The organism is Pseudoxanthomonas sp. CF385 (assembly GCF_900104255.1).
Lineage (GTDB): Bacteria > Pseudomonadota > Gammaproteobacteria > Xanthomonadales > Xanthomonadaceae > Pseudoxanthomonas_A.
In genome coordinates, this window is sequence record NZ_FNKZ01000002.1 from 430,085 (window position 1) to 446,983 (window position 16,899).

Below are 16,899 nucleotides of genomic sequence, written 5' to 3' on the forward strand. Positions count from 1 at the left end.
CGACCGCGGTGCCTGGCGGACTACCTCCGCCAGGCCGCCACGCACAGCCACAGCAGCCACGCGGCATAGCCCAGCCGCTGCGCGATGCCCGCCGGCATCAGCGCGACCGCGACCAACGCACTGAACAACACGATCACGGCCGCCACGGCGCTCGCGATCACCGCCGGACGCCACCCGCTGCGTCCGCGCATCCCGAGGGTGAACAGCGCCGCGCCCGGCACGAACGCCACCCACCACAGCAGCCACGCCGTCGCGTGCAGGCTGCTGGCGTCGTTGTGCAGGTCGTCCGGATCCAGCGGCAGCACGCCCAGGCCGACGAAGCCCAGCGCGGACAGCAGCAGGAACTGCGCGCCCACGCGGGCGGTCCAGCCCGCATCGGCCGGCAGCCGATGCCGCAGGTCCAGCGCGACCACCGCGGCCAGCAGCCCCGTCAGGACGAAGCCCAGCAGGTTGAAGCCCAGTGCGTGCGGCACGCCTTTCGCGCCCAGCACCGCGACCGGATGCCAGACCTGCGAATAGCCGGACAACGCCAGGCCGAAACCGAGCACCGCGCAGGTGAAGACGCCGGCGGCGATTGCGCCGGTCCAGGGCAGCAGGCGGGACAGGAAAGGCGGCATGCGAAGGCTTGCGAGGGCGGAAACAACGCGGGCAGGCCGTCGTGGCCTGCCCGCTCGGATATCCATCTTAACGCCGGCGCGTCATTCCTTTTCCCAACCGGTCCGGCCGCCCTGTGCGGTCGCCTGGTTGTCCTTCAGGTAATCCAGCGCGAGCGAGGCGCTGCGCACCAGCATGCTGTTGTCCGCCGCGCCGAAGGTCCATGCGCCCGCCATGCCCTTGGCATGCTGGTAGAACTCCGGCGTGGCGATCACCTGGCCGGTCGCCGCGTCGGTGAGCTTCATCGTCACCAGGATGCGCGAGCTGCCGGCGAACGCGCCGGCCCAAAAGCGCGCCCCGCCACTGATGAAGCGGATCTTCTCGATGCGGGGTTCGACCACCAGCGTGCGGACGGGCATGTGCGTCGCCGGCGCCGCGTTGCGCTGGGCGGCCCATGCACCGACGCGCTCGTCGAGGTTGCGCTGGAACGACACCAGCGCCTCCTGATTGGCCTTGTGCTCCGCGTACGCGTCGGACAGCGTGGCGGGCTTGATCTCGTAGCGATCGAACGCGGCCAGCGCTTCCGCCGGCGGTGGATTCACCTCGGCCGACGCCTGGATTTCATCCTTCGCCAGCGCCTGGCCGACGACGGCCCCCGCCAGCACCATGCCCAGCACGAAACGACGCACGCCCATCACAGCCTCCGGTCCGATCGATGACGCGGCCGATGCCGCCGCGCGACCTTAGCAGAGCCCCTGCACGACGCCCTATGCCAAAGGTTGCCAGCGGAAGACCTCCTCCACGCCCACGCCGAACACGCGAGCGATCCGGAAAGCCAGCTCGAGCGACGGCGCATAGCGGCCCGCTTCCAGCGCGATGATCGTCTGGCGCGTCACCCCGCAGGCATCGGCCAGCGCCTGCTGGGTCATTTCGCCCTGTTCGAAGCGCAGCCGACGGATATCGTTGGCGACCGGCGTGCCGCTCATGCGGCGCCGCACCGGTCGCGCCAGTACAGCACGGCGGTGGCGACGTACTCGCATAGCCAGCCCCACATCAACGCGAACACCAGCAGGTTCGCGATCATGAAGTGGGTCGCCCATGCCAGGCGGTCGGCCGGCGAGAACGTCAGCATCAGCGCGAGCCCGACGATGCATGCCATCAGCGCGCCACGCCCCCAGCCGGCGGCCTGCTGCTCGATCTCGCGGTCGCGCTCGTCTTCCTGCACGCGTCCCTTCCAGCGCGCGCCGAGAATGCCGGACAGCACGCTCCAGGCCACCAGCAACAACACGAGGTTGCGCCCGACGGCCGCGGCCTCCGGGTTCTCCCGCCAGGGCGCGGCGGCGAAGACATCCGCATGGGCGAGGAAATAGCCCGTCGCCGCCAGCATGAAGGCCACACCGATCCATGCCCGCCATTCGCCGGGCGACAGGCCGCGCTCGGCTTCGCCCTGCGGCATCCGCGAGATCGCATACAGCGCGGCCCACGCCACCAGCACCAGCGTCGCCGTCCCTGCCTTGCCCAGATCGAAGCCCATCAGCGTCGACGGGCCGGCCAGCAGCGCCCAGAACGCGAGCAGCCCGAGTACGAGCAATCCCAGCCATCCACCCCGCTGCCATGCCATGACGTGCGCTCCACCGGACAACATGTAATACATACATTACATTCACGCCCGGACATGTCAAGTCTTTTTTACATCTCCTTGTATCCTGCGCCCCGCGCCTCCATGTGGACGCGACGCCCCGTAGCCACGAACCTGCCCGATGAGCGAGCTGCCCCACGTTTTCGACGCCACCACCGAGACCTTCGAAGCGGAGGTCCTGCGCAAATCGCTGGACGTGCCGGTACTGGTGGACTTCTGGGCCACCTGGTGCGGCCCGTGCAAGACGCTGGGCCCGATCCTGGAAAAGCTCGCCGGCGAGTACAACGGCGCGTTCCTGCTGGCCAAGGTGGACGTGGACAAGGAGCAGCAGATCGCGGCGGCCTTCCAGATCCGTTCGGTGCCGACGGTCTTCCTGGTGAAGGGAGGACAGTTGGTCGACGGCTTCCCGGGCGCCCTGCCCGAGGGCCAGCTGCGCGAATTCCTCGCCTCGCACGGTGTCGTGCCCGCCGAAGGCGCGCTGCCCGAAGAGGAGCAGGCGCCGCTGGACCCGCAGGCCCAGGTCGCCGCCCTGCGCGAGGCGATCAGCGCCGAGCCCGACAAGGACGAGCTGAAGCTGGACCTGGTGCTGGCCCTGCTCCGCACCGGTGAAGCGCCCGAGGCCGAGCGCCTGCTGGACGCGCTGCCGGCCAACCTCGCCACCGACGACCGCGCGGTGAAGGCGCGCGCGCGGCTGGGCTTCGCCGCGGCGCTGAAGGACGCGCCCGCCCCCGAGGCCCTGCGCGCCGCCCTCCAGGCCAACCCGGACGACCTGCGCGCGCGCCATCTGCTGGGCGTACACGCCCTGGTGGCGGGCGATTCGGAACAGGCATTGGAGCAGTTCCTGGACATGCTCAGGCGCGATCGCGCCTACGAGGACGGGCTCGCGCGGAAGAGCCTGATCGACGCGTTCCGGGTCGTCGAGGATGACGCGCTTGTCAGCCAGTACCGCCGGAAGATGTCCTCCCTGCTGTTCTGACTGGCGAAACCCTTCGTACCGTTCCCCTCGCACGTGCAGTACCCATGAAGCCCAATACCCTGCGGCACATCTTCAATGTCTGGCCGCCTTTCCTGTTCAGCGGCATCCATGTCACCGAGATGGCCGAGGACTGGAGTTTCGCCCGCGTCGAACTGCGCATGCGCCCGTGGAACCGCAACTACGTCGGCACCCATTTCGGGGGCAGCCTGTTCTCGATGACCGATCCGTTCTGGATGATCCTGGCCAAGGAACGCTTGGGCCGCGACTACTACGTCTGGGACAAGGCTGCGGAAATCGAGTTCGTGAAGCCCGGCAAGGGCACGCTCCATGCCGAGTTCCGCCTGGACGAGCGCGTGCTGCAGGAGATCCGCAGCGAGGCCGCGGACGGCCAGAAGCACCTGCGCTGGATGCCGGCGGATGTCTTCAATGCGCAGAACGAGATCGTCGCCCGCGTCCGCAAGCAGATCTATGTGCGGTTGAAGCCCGAGGCGCGTACGCCCGCCCGCTGAGCCCGTTGAATCCCGGACGGCGCCACGCCGTTCCACCGGCGGTGCTACAGCCGGGGACCCGCGGCGGCCTACAATAGGCGCATGCCCCCCGACCATCCGCCGCACCGTGCCTCGGTGCAGAAGCTCTTCATCACCGGCCTGCTGACCCTGTTGCCCATCTGGCTGACCTGGGTCGTCATCAAGTTCGTGTTCGTCCTGCTCTCGGACATCAGCAAGCCGTGGGTGGAGCCGATCTCGCACCGCATCGCGGCGACGTTCCCGCAGTCGCTGGGCTGGTTCAACGGCCTGTGGGTGCAGAACACCATCGCGATGATCGCCACGCTGTTCGTCATCCTCGCGGTCGGCGCACTGACCCGGCGCGTCGTCGGCCAGCAGTTGCTGCGCTGGTTCGAGGCGCTGATCGCACGCGTCCCCCTGGCCAACGTCATCTACACCAGCGCGCGCAAGCTGCTGGACATGCTGGAGACCAAGCCCGGCAGTACCCAGCGCGTGGTGCTGATCGATTTCCCGCACCGGGACATGAAATCGGTCGGGCTGGTGACCCGGGTGATCCGCGAGGAAGGCAGCGGTCGCGAACTGGCCGCGGTCTATGTGCCCACCACGCCCAATCCGACCTCCGGCTATCTGGAGATCGTGCCGGTCGAGCTGCTCACGCCGACCGACTGGACCGTCGATCAAGCGATGAGTTTCATCATTTCCGGCGGCGCCGTGGCCCCGGAAACCATGCCGTTCACCCGCGCAGGCGAGCGCTGAGCATGCAGGCGCCGCGCACGCTGGATGACCGCGCGGTCCGTCTCTTCATCGTGCTGGCGGCGGTGTTCTGCGCGAACGCCGTGCTGGCCGAGTTCATCGGCGTCAAGATCTTCGCGCTGGAGGACACGCTCGGCATCGCGCCGCTGGAATGGAACCTGTTCGGCCAGACCGGCTCGCTGAGCTTCACCGCGGGTACGCTGCTGTGGCCGTTCGTGTTCATCCTGACGGACACGATCAACGAGTTCTTCGGCAAGCGCGGCGTGCGCTTCATCTCGTGGCTGGCCGTGGCGCTGATCGTCTACGGCTTCCTCTTCGCTTTCGCCGCCATCGCGCTGGCGCCGGCAGGCTGGTGGATCGGCGCGGCGCAGTCGCAGGGCGTGCCGGATTACCAGAAGGCGTTCGCCGCGATCTTCGGCCAGGGCATGTGGACGATCGCGGGGTCGGTTGTGGCGTTCCTCGTCGGCCAGCTGATCGATGTCTCGGTGTTCCATCGCATCCGCGAGGCCACGGGCGAACGCTGGGTGTGGCTGCGCGCCACGGGTTCCACCGCGATCTCGCAACTGGTGGACAGCTTCGTGGTGATCTACATCGCCTTCGTGCTGGGCCCGCAGAAGTGGCCGACGTCTTTGTTTCTCGCCGTCAGCACGGTGAACTACGCCTACAAGATGCTGGCGGCGATCGCGCTTATCCCGCTCCTCTATCTGATGCGCCACGGCATCCGCCTCTACCTGGGACGCGACCGTGAACAGGCCTTGCGCGACGAAGCCGCGGCGGACTGATCGCCGGAGTTGCGCTAGGCTGCGGCCGTTCCACCACGGGGAATGCGATGAAGACGGCCTGGGCCCTGGGAGTGATGCTGATGGCGATGGGTGACGCAGGCGCCGCGACGCGCGACGCCACGATCGATGCATGGATGCGTGAGTACAGCGGCAGCGTACCGGGCGCGTCGGTGCTAGTGCTGGAGAACGGACAGCCCGTGTTCGAACGCAGCTACGGCATGGCCGAACTCGAAACCGGCCGCGCCGCCACCCCTGACACGCAGTACCGCCTGGCATCGGTCAGCAAACAATTCACCGCCGCGTGCGTGTTGCTGCTCGCCGAAGACGGTGTCCTTGTGCTCGACGATCCGCTGCGCCGCTGGCTCCCCGCATTGCCGACGTCCGCGGACGCCGTGACGCTGCGCCATCTGCTGAGCCACACGTCGGGCCTGGTCGACTACGAGGACCTCGTTCCCGAAGGCCAGGCCGACCAGGTGCACGACGCTGACGTGCTGCGCCTGCTCGAGCATGAAGACCGCCTCCACTTCACCCCCGGCAGCGACTACCGCTACAGCAACAGCGGCTATGCGCTGCTGGCCCTGGTGGTGGAACGCGCCTCCGGGCAGCGCTTCGCGGAGTTCCTGCGCAAGCGCGTTTTCACGCCGCTGGGCATGACGCAGACGCTGGCGCGACAGGACGAAGGTCCCGTCGTCGCATCGCGCGCCTACGGCTACAGCCTCGTGCACGGCCGATGGCAGAGGACGGACCAGAGTACGACCAGCGCCGTGCTCGGCGATGGCGGCATCTATTCCTCGCTGACCGATCTGGCGAAATGGGATGCCGCCTGGTACGACGATCGCCTGTTGTCGGGGCCGTCACGCGCGCAGGCGGTGCAGCCGGCGACCACGACACCGGAACCGGACGTGGACCACTACGGCTTCGGTTGGCGCCTGCACGGCGGCATGCAATGGCATTCGGGCGAGAGCATCGGATTCCGCAACGTGATCCTGCGTTTTCCCGAGCGCCATCTCACCGTCATCGTGCTGACGAATCGCAATGATCCGGAACCCTATGCGCTGGCGCGGCGTATCGCGGCGCTGTGGGATGCTTCGCCTTGAAGCGCCCGGAAATTGCTTGAATACGGCCCTAATGTGAGTTGAAGCAGCGGAAAACAGAACAGTCGGGCGAAGCGTTTCTCCTATAATTGTGACCAGCGCAACACTTTGTGACAGCGAGGGTGGCAATGCACAAGCGGGCAATCCAACGGACGGAATGGCGAGGGTGGGCGCTCCTGTTCCTGCTCGTGATGGCGTGCCCGGCGCAGGCGCAGGAATGGACCTATCGCGTGCGCCCGGGCGACACGCTGTGGGACGTCGCGGGCGAATACCTCGCGCCCTCCGTGCCATGGCAGCGCCTGCAGGAGCACAACCGCGTCGCCGACCCGTATCAGCTTGCGCCGGGCAGCACGCTGCGCATCCCCGTGCAGTGGCTGCATCGCCAGCCGGCGCATGCCAGGGTCGTCGCCGTACGTGGCGACGCCAGTGCGCAACCGAAGTCCGGAAACCCTTCGCCTGTCACGGCCGGCATGTCGCTCGGTAGCGGCGCCGTGGTGAAAACCGCGCCGGAGGCGTCCCTCAGCCTGCAGTTCGCCGACGGCTCGCGCCTGTTGCTGCTCGGCGACAGCGAACTGCGGCTCGAGCGACTGACACGCTTCGGCCGTTCGGGCATCGCGGATACGCGCCTGAAACTGCAACGCGGGCGTATCGGCAACGATGTGCGTCACCTGCGTGGTCCTGCTGCGAACTTCATCGTCGATACGCCGAGCGCGTCATCGGCCGTGCGCGGTACCCGCTTCCGCGTCGAAGCCGATGCGACGGGGACGCAGACGGAGGTACTGGAAGGCCGCGTCGCCGTCAGCACCGCCGCGCGCAGCGCGCTGGTGCAGCGTGGCTACGGTGCCGCCGTGTCGCTCGATCAGACTGCGGTGACACCGGTTGCCCTGTTGGCCGCGCCCGACCTGTCCGGGCTCGTGTCGGCACCGCAGGTGACGCGCGCGCCGCTGGCCTGGCGGGCCGTCGCGGGCGCGCGCCGGTACCGCGTCCAGATCAGCGAGCATGCGCGCTTCGACAGCCTGCAGGTGGACGCCGAAGTCGAGGCGCCCGACTACACGCTGCCGCCGCTAGAGGAAGGCCGCTACCACGTGCGCGTGCGCGCCATCGATGCGCAGGGGCTGGAGGGCCGCGATGCGGTCGCCCAGATTCAGGTGGATGGATTGCTGCCCGCGCCCTATTCCATCGCACCCGCCGCCTCGAGCGTCGTGCGCACGTCCGACCTGACCCTGGCCTGGACGCAGGCGCCGGGTGCCGCCGCCTACGACTATGAAGTCGCGGGCGCAGCCGGCTGGGGCCAGCCGGTGGCCCAGGGACGGGTGAAGGACGCCTCGTCCGTGGCCCTCGCTCCGGTCGTTCCCGGTGATTACGCGTGGCGTATCCGCAGCGTGGACCGCGCCGGCAGGACGGGCCCTTTCGGCGACCCGGTCGCCTTCGTCATCCGTCCGTTGACCGAAGTGACCGCCATCGACGGCCGCGCCGCCGAAGCCGGCGACACCCGCCAGGTGACCTTCCGGTGGCCCGCCGGCCAGCCGGGGCAGCGGTACCGCTTCCAGATGTCGCGCACCGCCGATTTCCGCGAACCGACCGTGGACGAGACCGTCAGCGAGGCCGAGATCACCCTGCCGCGCCTGCGCAGCGGCACCTGGTACCTGCGGGCCCAGACCATCGACGTGGATGGCTTCGAAGGCCCCTTCCCCCGTCCGCAGGTGGTCGAAGTGCCCTGCCGCCTCTGCAAGATTGGCGCTGGGGCGGGGGCGTTGCTCATACTGCTCACCCTGTGAGCACCCCTGCGCCCGCACCCAAGTGGAAACCCCGACTGCTGACCGCGGTGGGAGCGGCTGCGCTTGCGGTGCTGGTGACGCTGTCGGGCCTCACCGCGGCGCCGGATGCCTGGGTCTACGACCGGCTGGTCCGCGGCGCTGCGCCCGAGGCGGACCCGCGCATCGTCGTGGTCGACATCGACCAGAAGAGCCTGGCCGAACTCGGCCGCTGGCCCTGGTCGCGGCGCGTGCACGCGCAACTGGTCGATCGCCTGCGCCTGGCGGAGGCCAAGGGCATCGCGTTCAACATCCTGCTGTCTGAGCCGGCGCTCTTCGATCCCGAGGGCGATGCGCTGCTGGCGCGCGCGATCAGCCGCAGCGGCCGCGTGGTACTGCCGGTGCTCGCCGAACCCGTCCAGCGCAACGGCGCCAGCGTGGAGCTGATGCCGATCCCGGAGTTCGCGGCCTCGGCGGCATCGCTGGGACACGCGGAGATGGTCCTCGATGAGGATGGCGTGGCGCGCAGTGTCTACCTGCGCGCGGGCCTCGGGTCGCCGCACTGGCCCGCGCTCGCGCTGGCCCTGCTGCAGCTCGACCAGCCCAATGGCGGTGCCCCTGACCTGCCAGGCCGGCGTCTCGTGGCCACCGACGTGGCCGCACCGGCGCAGGACGACTGGGTGCGGGACCATGAAGTGCGCATTCCGTTCGCGTCGCCGCCCAACGCGTTCCGGCACGTGTCCTACAGCGACGTGCTCAACCAGCGGATTCCGCCCTCGCTGCTGAGGGGCAACTGGATCGTGGTCGGCGTCAACGCGACGGGCATGGGCCAGTACGCCCGTGCGCCGGGCCAGCCACTCAACGAGGGCATGAGCGGGGCCGACTACCAGGCCAACCTGCTGAACATGCTGCTGAAGGATGCGGCCATCACGCCGATGGGCGAAGGCTGGCAGGCGCTGCTGTCGGCGCTGCTCGCGGCACTCCCGCTGTTGCTGTCCGCGCTACCCGGCCTGCGTCGCGTGTGGCTGCCGACGGTGATGACGATGGCGGGCGCCGTGGTGCTGTCGGTCGTGCTGCTGCGCTACGGCCATGCGTGGTTCTCACCGGTTCCCGCGCTGCTCGTGCTGGCGCTCGGTGCATCGTTGTGGATCTACCGGCTGCTGCGGCGCACCCACAAGCAGGCGCAGTCGGACGCACTCACCGGTCTGGCCAACCGCACGCGCTTCGACCAGGCCCTGGACCAGGAACTGCGCGTCGCGCGGCGCAGCGGACAACCGCTGTCGTTGCTGGTGATGGACATCGACCACTTCAAGCGGCTCAACGACAGCAAGGGCCATACCGCGGGTGATGCGGCGTTGAAAGCGCTGGGCCGCGTGCTGCGAAGCCGCGCACGGCGTCCGCGCGACCTCGTCGCACGGCTCGGCGGCGACGAGTTCGCCGTGCTGCTGCCGGAAACCTCGGCGCAGGCGGCGGCGACCATCGCCACCACGATCCATGTGGACCTCGCCAACCTCGGCCGCAAGCCGCACGGCGCGAACGCGGGTGCATCGCCGCCGTTCACCGCCAGCATCGGCATCCACACCTTCCAGTCCGGCGACGACCTGGGTCCGGAGGATGTCTTCGACCGTGCCGACGCCGCGCTGTACCGCGCCAAGCAGACCGGCCGCAACCGCAGTTTCAGCCACACCGGCGAACACGAACCCGTCGGCATCTCCGCCACGCGCGTGTGACGGCCGCGGCGCCGGCCGCTTCAGACCTCGACCACCATCCCGGGACGCGCCAGGTCCACGGGGGCGCCATGCCGCTCGCCGATCTCGCCCGCGAGCGCCTCGCGCGCCCTGTCTTCGCCATGCACCAGCACCAGCGGCGGTGAAGGCTGGAAGTGGCCGTACCATTCCAGCAGGCCGTTCTGGTCGGTATGCGCGGACAACCCGCCCACGGTGTGTCGCTGCGCATTGACGCGATAGTCGCGCCCATGGATGCGCACCCACGCCGCGCCATCCACCAGCCGCCGACCCAGCGTGCCTTCGGCCTGGTAGCCGACGAACACGACGTGGGCGTTGCGGCGGCCCACGTTGTTGCGCAGGTGATGCTGGATGCGTCCGCCGTTGGCCATGCCGGAGCCGGCGATGATGATCGCGCCGTTCTCGACCTGATTGATCGCCATCGACTGTTGCGTGGTCTCGGCGACATGCAGGTTCGGCAGGCGGAACGGATTGGGCGCTTGCGACCACACCCGGCGCGCGTCCTCATCGAACAGGCCGTGGTGGCGCGCATAGACGTTCACGACTTTCGCCGCCATCGGGCTGTCCAGGAAGATCCGCCAGCGCGCGAGCTTCCAAGCATCCCAATGCCGTGCGAACCAGTACAGCAGTTCCTGCGTGCGGCCCACCGCGAACGCAGGAATGATCACGTTGCCGCGATCGCGCCACGCGTGCTCGAAGATGTCGCCCAACTCGCGCACGGTTTCCGGGCGGTCGCGGTGGTTGCGGTCGCCGTAGGTGGACTCCATCAACAGCAGGTCGGCCTGCCGTACCACCGCAGGATCGCGCAGGATCGGCGTGCCCTTCGGGCCGAGATCGCCGGAGAACACCAGCTTGCGGCCGTCGGCCCACAGCTCGACGATCGCCGAACCCAGGATGTGGCCGGCATCGCGCAGGGCGATGTCCACGCCGGGCGCGATCGTCGTGCGCGCGTCGTACGGCAGCGGCTGCACCTGCAGCATCGTCTGCTGCACGTCCTCGACGGCGAACAGGGGTTCGACCGGCGCTTCGCCCTTGCGCAGGCGGCGATTGGCGCGCTCGGCCTCGGATTCGGAGAGCGATGCCGTATCCATCAGCATGATCGGCATCAGCTCGGCGCTGGCCTGCTGGGTGAAGATCGGGCCGCGGAACCCGCGCTTGACCAGCAGCGGCACGCGTCCGATATGGTCGATGTGGGCATGGCTGAGAACGAGCGCATCCAGGGTCGCCGGATCGAACGGAAACGCCTCGGCGTTGCGCGCCTCCGCCTCCCGGCTGCCCTGGATCAACCCGCAATCCAGCAGCACGCGTTTGCCTGCCGCTTCGACCAGATGCATCGAACCGGTGACTTCGCCGGCCGCGCCGTGGAAATGGACCTGCATGGGCTCGCCTCCTGTGCCTGGTAGCGAGTATGCGGCCAGCCAAGGGGGGCAAAACCGGCCGCGAAGCGCACCCCGTGCCCGAGCGCCGGGATACCACCGGTTTCCGGACCGTCACCCATGACCTTCGACACACCTGCCCTCATCCGGGCAGGCGTAGAGTCCCCGCACGCCCCCACCTGGGGGTTCCTTTTTTCCATTGCCCCTGCCCGGGGCCGGAGTAGACCGTGATTGCCCGCAAACCCCAGATCCTGATGCTTTCGCTCGCCGTGGCCGCCGCACTCGCCGCGTGCGCCAAGAAGGAAGAGGCCGCCCCGGCCGCCGACACGGCCGCGAAGGCGCCTGACGCGCTGGAACTCAAGCTGGACGAGAGCACCCTGCCGGGCGTCAATCGCTTCCAGATCGGCGACCTCGATACCGCCAAGAACGCCTGCACCGATTTCGCCGGGTATGCCAACGGCAAGTGGCTGGCCGCCAATGCGATCCCCAGCGACCGCACCAGCTGGGGTGCGTTCGAGATGCTGGACGAGCGCTCCACCGCCATCCAGAAGCAGCTGGCCGAGCAGGCCGCCGCGCACGCCGGCGCGACCGGCGTGGAGAAGATCGTCGGCGACCTGTGGGCCACCGGCATGGACGAAGCCAAGGCCAACGCGCAGGGCATCGAGCCGATCGCACCGATGCTGAAGTCGATCGACGGCCTGCAGGACAAGGATGCCGTCGTGGCGTACCTCCAGCAGACAGCGGCCAAGGGGCAGAACTTCCTGTTCGGCTTCGGCTCGCTGCCGGAGTTCAGCAACCCCGACATGAACACCGCCGTCGCCATGCAGGGCGGCCTGGGCCTGCCGGACAAGAACTACTACTTCGACGCCGACAAGAAGGACATCCGCACGGCGTACGTCGCGCACATCGGCAAGGTGCTGGAGCTGTCGGGCGTGGCCGCGGCGGACGCCAAGACGCAGGCCGACCAGATCATGGCGTTCGAAACCCGTCTGGCGAAGGCCTCCAAGTCGCGTGAAGACCTCTCGCGCGATGTCAGCCTGTACAACAACATGATGCCCATCGCGGATGCCGACAAGCTGACGCCGAACTTCTCGTGGACGAAGTTCCTCGAGTCGCAGGGCGTGACCGGCCTGCAGCAGTTCTCGCTGGCCATCCCCGGCTTCCACCAGGAAGTCAGCAAGATGCTCAGCGACACCGACCCGGCCATCTGGCGCGCGTACCTGCGCTTCCACACGGTGGACGGTGCGGCCCCCTACCTGAGCGATGCGTTCGCGAACGAGCAGTTCAACTTCTACAACAAGACGCTGCGCGGCCAGAAGGAAATCGAACCGCGCTGGAAGCGCGTGCTCGGGACCATCGAGAACCAGAGCGGTGAAGCGCTGGGCCAGATGTACGTGAAGGTGGCCTTCTCGCCGGAAGCCAAGGCCAAGATGGAAACCCTGGTGGCGAACCTGGGTACGGCGCTGAAGGCGCGCATCCAGAACCTCGCCTGGATGAGCGACGAAACCAAGGCCAAGGCGACGGAGAAGCAGGCCGCGTTCACGACCAAGATCGGCTACCCCGACAAGTGGCGCGACTGGGCCGGCCTGTCCACCGGCCGCGACAGCTACATCGGCAACGTGCTGGCCGCGCAGGAGTTCAACTACAAGTTCGACCTGGGCAAGATCGGCAAGCCCGTGGACAAGACCGAATGGGGCATGCCGCCGCAGATGGTCAACGCGTACTACAACCCGTTCCAGAACGAAATCGTGTTCCCGGCCGCCATCCTGCAGCCGCCGTTCTTCGACCCGAACGCCACGGATGAGATGAACTACGGTGGCATCGGCGCGGTGATCGGCCACGAAATGACCCACGGCTACGACGACCAGGGCAGCCGCTTCGGTCCGACCGGCAAGTTCGAGAACTGGTGGAGCGATGCCGATTCGAAGGGCTTCAAGGCGCTGACCGGCAAGCTGGTGGCGCAGTTCGACGGCTACCGCACCGCCGACGGCCAGAAGATCAACGGCAACCACACCCTGGGCGAGAACATCGCCGACCTGGGCGGCCTGGCCACGGCCTACGACGCGATGAAGAAGGCCACCGAAGGCACGCCGGACCCGAAGACCGACGGCCTGACCCGCGACCAGCGCTTCTTCCTCAACTGGGCCACCGTGTGGCGCCGCAACTTCACCCCGGAAGAGCTGAAGAACCGCATCGCCACCGACGAGCACGCCCCGGCGCAGTTCCGCGCCATGGGTGCGCCGTCGAACCTGCCGACGTTCGCCGCCGCGTTCTCCTGCAAGGCAGGCGACGCGATGGTGCGCGGCGGCGACCAGCAGGTCGTGATCTGGTAAGCCCACGCCTGGTGTGACCCGAAAAGGCCCGGCATGTCCGGGCCTTTTCCTTTCCGGGCCGGTCCCTGGAACGACCAGGCGATGGAGTCTGTGACACAGGGCCGGTTGGCGCCGCCAAATGCGGCGGGATTTGCGCGATGGCATGACGGGACGCCCGCGGCGCCCTTGCTAGAATCGCCCGACCCCTGAATCACGGAAGCTCCCTGATGTCCCTCCCGCGCACCGCACTCGGCCGTCCCACCCTGATCGCTCTCGCCCTGGTCCTGGCCCTGGGCGCCCCGGACGCCGATGCGCAGCGCAAGAAGCGCGCCGCGCGTGCCCCCGCCGTCAGCGCGGAGTGCACCGACTTCTACACCGCCACCAACGCCACCTGGCTGAAGGCCCACCCCGTCCCCGCCGGCGAAGGCGGCGTGAGCGTGCTGGGTGCCTTCCGCGAGCGCACCCTGGAACAGCAGCGCGCCCTGCTCGACGCGGCGATGAAGTCGCCGCAGGGCAACGTGCAGAAACTGCTGGGCGACTTCTGGGCCAGCGGTCTGGACGAAGCGGCCGTGGAAGCCGACGGCGCCAAGCCGATCGCCCCGCTGCTGGACCGCATCAACGCCATCAAGAAGCCCAAGGATGTCGCGCCGGCCATCGCTGCGCTGCACCAGGTCGGCATCCCGGTGGCCTTCAACTTCAGCCCGGACGTGGACCTGCAGGCGCTGGATCGCCACATCGGGTACTTCATGCAGGGCGGCCTGGGCCTGCCGGACCCGGCGTACTACACCCGCACCGATGCCGACACCCGCGAACTGCTGGGCCGCTACCGCGCCTACGTGAAGCAGGTGCTGGCGCTGACCGGTACGCCGGCGGCGAAGCTGGATGCCGAATCGGCCCTGGTGATCGATCTGGAATCGCGCCTGGCGCAGGTGTCCAAGCCGATCGTCGACCTGCGCAGCCCGTTCGCCAACTACGCTCCGGTGCCGACCAAGGACCTGGGCAAGCAGTACCGTAATCTGCAGCTCGACGCCTTCCTGAAAGCGCAGGGCGTCAGCGACGACACCGTCTCGCTCGCCGATCCGGCCCTGTTCAAGCGCCTCGACGGCCTCGTCGCCAGCCTCAAGCCGGACCAGTGGAAGGCCTACCTGCGCTGGCGCGTGGGCGATGCGATGGCGCCCTACCTCGCCAAGCCGTTCCGCGATGCGGAGTTCGACTTCCGCGGCCGCGTGCTGCGTGGCGACGCCGCGCCCGCGCCGCGCTGGCAGCAGGTGCTGGACGCCATCAACCTCGCCGCCGGCCCGATGCTGGGCAAGGAATACGCCGAACGCTTCGTGCCGGCCGACCACAAGCGTCGTGCCGAACAGATCGCCGGCCAGGTACGCGACGCGCTGGGCCGCGGCATCGAGCGCAGCAGCTGGCTGAGCGACACCGCCAAGGCCGAGGGCAAGGCGAAGCTGGACAAGCTGAAGATCGAAGTCGGCACGCCCCGGCGCGACCTGGACTACACCGTGCAACCGATGGGGCGCGGCAGCTTCGGCGGCAACATCCTGATCGCGTCCACGTGGCGCCATCGCGAAGAGATGAAGCGCATCGGCAAGGGCAACGCCGACCGCCGCTGGGACGTGCTGCCGCAACAGCCGGCACTGGCCTACGACCTGGCGCAGAACCGACTGATCGTCACCGCCGCGGTGCTGCAGGAGGAAATCTTCGACGCCAGGCAGCCCGCCGCCGTGCAGTACGGCGCGTTCGGCGCGCTGGTGGGCCACGAGCTGAGCCGTGGCTTCGACGGCAAGGGCCGCATGGTCGATGCCAAGGGCCAGCTGCGCGACTGGTGGAGCCCGGCGGACGTGGCCGCCTGGAATGCGCTGGGCAGCAAGGTCGCCGCGCAGTACGGCGCCTACGCCTATCCGGGCCTGAAGAACGTCAAGGTCAACGGCGCCCTGACCCAGGACGAGAACCTGGCCGACCTGGCCGGCGTCGAACTCGCATGGGATGCGTTCTCCACCGCCGAACCGCAGGCCAGCGCGGCGTCGAAGCAGTCGTTCTACAAGGCGTGGGCCACGTTGTGGGCGCAGAACCTGTCGGAGACCGAAGCCGCGCAGCGCGCCGCGGTGGACGTGCACGCCCCGGGCCAGTGGCGCGCCAACGGTCCGCTGACGCAGCAGCCCGCGTTCGCGCAGGCCTTCACCTGCAAGGCCGGTCAGCCGATGCAGGCGAACGAGGCCGACCAGATCCGCGTCTGGCGCTGAGCCCGTCGCGATGGCGTGATGCAGGAACGGCGCGGATATCCGCGCCGTTCTTTTTTCAATGCCGCATCACTTGACGATGCGCATGCGGGGCGGACCTTTCCGGCCACGCCCGAACGGCGGCTGGCCGCGCCAGTAACGGATCATCAGCCAGCCGAACACCATGCCGCCGAGGTGGGCGAAATGCGCCACGCCGGGCTGCAGGCCGGTGAAGCCCATCAGCAGCGCCAGCACGGCGTAGATGATCACCAGCGTGCGCGCGCGAATCTCCATCGGCAGCGGGAAGATGATCATGCGGTTGTTCGGGAAGAGCATGCCGTAGCCCAGCAGCAGGCCGAACACGCCGCCGGAGGCGCCCAGTGTGGGATAGGGCATGCCGCCGCTGCTCACCATCCACCAGCCCACGCCCAGTTGAAGAACGCCCGCCCCGATGATGCAGACCAAGTAGTAGGTCAGGAAGCGCTTCGGCCCCCACGTCTGCTCCAGCGGGCTGCCGAACATCCACAGCGCGAGCATGTTGAAGGCCAGGTGGGCGATGCTGCTCGGGTCGTGCAGGAAGCCGTAGGTCAGCAGCTGCCACGGCATGAAACCGTGGCCGACCGGCCACAATGCAAGCCAGAGTTCCAACACGTGGCCGAGCGTGAGCTGCAACAGGTAGACCACGACATTCGCGATCAGCAGGTTGCGGGTGATGGGGGGCAATCGCGGAAACATGGGGGTCCTCAAGGCGTCTGCCGCCATGATACGTGGCTCACGTTAAGACCCGCTCGGGCCCCAGAGTGCTTCGTCCAGCGTGTCGGCCTTGCGCGGGCGTTTCACCCGCCCGTTCTCGACCTTCACGCCTTCCGCGCGCAGGCGCTGGCTCTGCTCTCGATACGCCCGCGAGCCCTCCGGGAACGCGATGCGTCCGTCCGAACGCAGCACGCGGTGCCAGGGCAGCTTCGGATCGTCGTTCTGGCTGAGGATGCGCGCCGCCAGCCGCGCCCGCCCGGGCAGGCCGGCGCGATGCGCGACCTCGCCGTAGCCGGCCACCTGCCCGCGCGGAATGGCGCGGATCGCGGCCAGGATGCGGTCTTCGGGAGACTTGGCGCTCATGTCGCATTAGCATAGCGGCATCGGCAA

The 16,899-nt window shown here is 68.5% G+C and carries 16 protein-coding genes; 9 read left to right on the plus strand and 7 right to left on the minus strand.

Going from position 1 to position 16,899, the window contains the following annotated elements; all coding sequences use genetic code 11:
- Window positions 1–20 precede the first annotated feature (20 nt).
- The 4 genes from BLT45_RS12190 to BLT45_RS12205 form a co-directional block, all read right to left on the minus strand.
- Window positions 21–617 carry a DUF998 domain-containing protein gene (locus BLT45_RS12190; protein ID WP_093300282.1) on the minus strand — a complete coding sequence of 199 codons (597 nt, stop codon included), beginning with the start codon at window positions 615–617 and terminating at the stop codon, window positions 21–23.
- A gap of 81 nt (window positions 618–698) precedes the next feature.
- A complete protein-coding gene (locus BLT45_RS12195; protein ID WP_093300292.1) occupies window positions 699–1,289 on the minus strand; it encodes a DUF4410 domain-containing protein in 591 nt (196 codons plus the stop codon).
- 72 nt (window positions 1,290–1,361) lie between these two features.
- Window positions 1,362–1,580 (minus strand): helix-turn-helix transcriptional regulator, encoded by a 219-nt coding sequence (locus BLT45_RS12200; RefSeq protein WP_093300302.1) that lies wholly within the window; start codon window positions 1,578–1,580, stop codon window positions 1,362–1,364.
- Entirely contained in the window at window positions 1,577–2,215 is a 639-nt protein-coding gene (locus BLT45_RS12205; protein WP_139188010.1) for a hypothetical protein, read from the minus strand. Before BLT45_RS12205 ends, BLT45_RS12200 begins: the two co-directional genes overlap by 4 nt.
- A 139-nt stretch (window positions 2,216–2,354) precedes the next feature.
- Here BLT45_RS12205 and trxA point away from each other — a divergent pair, with 139 nt between their 5' ends.
- From trxA to BLT45_RS18165, 7 genes are all read left to right on the plus strand, one after another.
- Entirely contained in the window at window positions 2,355–3,209 is an 855-nt protein-coding gene (gene trxA, locus BLT45_RS12210; RefSeq protein ID WP_093300305.1) for a thioredoxin, read from the plus strand.
- Between the two features lie 44 nt (window positions 3,210–3,253).
- Window positions 3,254–3,718, plus strand: a complete 465-nt coding sequence (locus BLT45_RS12215; RefSeq protein WP_093300308.1) for a DUF4442 domain-containing protein — start codon at window positions 3,254–3,256, stop codon at window positions 3,716–3,718.
- 81 nt (window positions 3,719–3,799) lie between these two features.
- Window positions 3,800–4,471: a DUF502 domain-containing protein gene (locus BLT45_RS12220; RefSeq protein WP_093300311.1), complete on the plus strand. Its 672-nt coding sequence runs from the start codon at window positions 3,800–3,802 to the stop codon at window positions 4,469–4,471.
- Between the two features lie 2 nt (window positions 4,472–4,473).
- Window positions 4,474–5,250, plus strand: coding sequence for a queuosine precursor transporter (locus BLT45_RS12225; protein ID WP_093300318.1), 777 nt, complete (start codon window positions 4,474–4,476; stop codon window positions 5,248–5,250).
- Between the two features lie 47 nt (window positions 5,251–5,297).
- The gene (locus BLT45_RS12230; RefSeq protein ID WP_093300320.1) at window positions 5,298–6,347 is read left to right on the plus strand and encodes a serine hydrolase domain-containing protein; all 1,050 of its coding nucleotides are present in this window, start codon (window positions 5,298–5,300) and stop codon (window positions 6,345–6,347) included.
- Between the two features lie 125 nt (window positions 6,348–6,472).
- A complete protein-coding gene (locus BLT45_RS12235) occupies window positions 6,473–8,122 on the plus strand; it encodes a FecR family protein (RefSeq protein WP_093300327.1) in 1,650 nt (549 codons plus the stop codon).
- On the plus strand, window positions 8,119–9,828 hold the full coding sequence (locus BLT45_RS18165; RefSeq protein ID WP_175455840.1) for a CHASE2 domain-containing protein: 1,710 nt from the start codon (window positions 8,119–8,121) through the stop codon (window positions 9,826–9,828). The genes BLT45_RS12235 and BLT45_RS18165 overlap by 4 nt, the downstream gene beginning before the upstream one ends.
- A gap of 20 nt (window positions 9,829–9,848) precedes the next feature.
- Here the strand turns inward: BLT45_RS18165 and BLT45_RS12250 are convergent, their stop codons facing one another.
- On the minus strand, window positions 9,849–11,222 hold the full coding sequence (locus tag BLT45_RS12250) for an MBL fold metallo-hydrolase RNA specificity domain-containing protein (protein WP_093300332.1): 1,374 nt from the start codon (window positions 11,220–11,222) through the stop codon (window positions 9,849–9,851).
- Between the two features lie 227 nt (window positions 11,223–11,449).
- Here BLT45_RS12250 and BLT45_RS12255 point away from each other — a divergent pair, with 227 nt between their 5' ends.
- Window positions 11,450–13,552, plus strand: coding sequence for a M13 family metallopeptidase (locus BLT45_RS12255; protein WP_254771907.1), 2,103 nt, complete (start codon window positions 11,450–11,452; stop codon window positions 13,550–13,552).
- 206 nt (window positions 13,553–13,758) lie between these two features.
- On the plus strand, window positions 13,759–15,780 hold the full coding sequence (locus BLT45_RS12260; RefSeq protein WP_093300336.1) for a M13 family metallopeptidase: 2,022 nt from the start codon (window positions 13,759–13,761) through the stop codon (window positions 15,778–15,780).
- A 66-nt stretch (window positions 15,781–15,846) separates the two neighbouring features.
- Here the strand turns inward: BLT45_RS12260 and BLT45_RS12265 are convergent, their stop codons facing one another.
- Both BLT45_RS12265 and BLT45_RS12270 read right to left on the minus strand, forming a co-directional pair.
- The gene (locus BLT45_RS12265; protein ID WP_093300338.1) at window positions 15,847–16,491 is read right to left on the minus strand and encodes a rhomboid family intramembrane serine protease; all 645 of its coding nucleotides are present in this window, start codon (window positions 16,489–16,491) and stop codon (window positions 15,847–15,849) included.
- A gap of 42 nt (window positions 16,492–16,533) precedes the next feature.
- Window positions 16,534–16,872, minus strand: a complete 339-nt coding sequence (locus tag BLT45_RS12270) for an MGMT family protein (protein ID WP_093300340.1) — start codon at window positions 16,870–16,872, stop codon at window positions 16,534–16,536.
- Window positions 16,873–16,899 lie beyond the last annotated feature (27 nt).

Coding starts and splice junctions, on each gene's coding strand:
- BLT45_RS12190 (WP_093300282.1), bottom strand. CDS start 617: ATGCCGCCTTTCCTGTCCCGCCTGCTGCCCTGGACCGGCGCAATCGCC.
- BLT45_RS12195 (WP_093300292.1), bottom strand. CDS start 1,289: ATGGGCGTGCGTCGTTTCGTGCTGGGCATGGTGCTGGCGGGGGCCGTC.
- BLT45_RS12200 (WP_093300302.1), bottom strand. CDS start 1,580: ATGAGCGGCACGCCGGTCGCCAACGATATCCGTCGGCTGCGCTTCGAA.
- BLT45_RS12205 (WP_139188010.1), bottom strand. CDS start 2,215: ATGGCATGGCAGCGGGGTGGATGGCTGGGATTGCTCGTACTCGGGCTG.
- trxA (WP_093300305.1), top strand. CDS start 2,355: ATGAGCGAGCTGCCCCACGTTTTCGACGCCACCACCGAGACCTTCGAA.
- BLT45_RS12215 (WP_093300308.1), top strand. CDS start 3,254: ATGAAGCCCAATACCCTGCGGCACATCTTCAATGTCTGGCCGCCTTTC.
- BLT45_RS12220 (WP_093300311.1), top strand. CDS start 3,800: ATGCCCCCCGACCATCCGCCGCACCGTGCCTCGGTGCAGAAGCTCTTC.
- BLT45_RS12225 (WP_093300318.1), top strand. CDS start 4,474: ATGCAGGCGCCGCGCACGCTGGATGACCGCGCGGTCCGTCTCTTCATC.
- BLT45_RS12230 (WP_093300320.1), top strand. CDS start 5,298: ATGAAGACGGCCTGGGCCCTGGGAGTGATGCTGATGGCGATGGGTGAC.
- BLT45_RS12235 (WP_093300327.1), top strand. CDS start 6,473: ATGCACAAGCGGGCAATCCAACGGACGGAATGGCGAGGGTGGGCGCTC.
- BLT45_RS12250 (WP_093300332.1), bottom strand. CDS start 11,222: ATGCAGGTCCATTTCCACGGCGCGGCCGGCGAAGTCACCGGTTCGATG.
- BLT45_RS12260 (WP_093300336.1), top strand. CDS start 13,759: ATGTCCCTCCCGCGCACCGCACTCGGCCGTCCCACCCTGATCGCTCTC.
- BLT45_RS12265 (WP_093300338.1), bottom strand. CDS start 16,491: ATGTTTCCGCGATTGCCCCCCATCACCCGCAACCTGCTGATCGCGAAT.
- BLT45_RS12270 (WP_093300340.1), bottom strand. CDS start 16,872: ATGAGCGCCAAGTCTCCCGAAGACCGCATCCTGGCCGCGATCCGCGCC.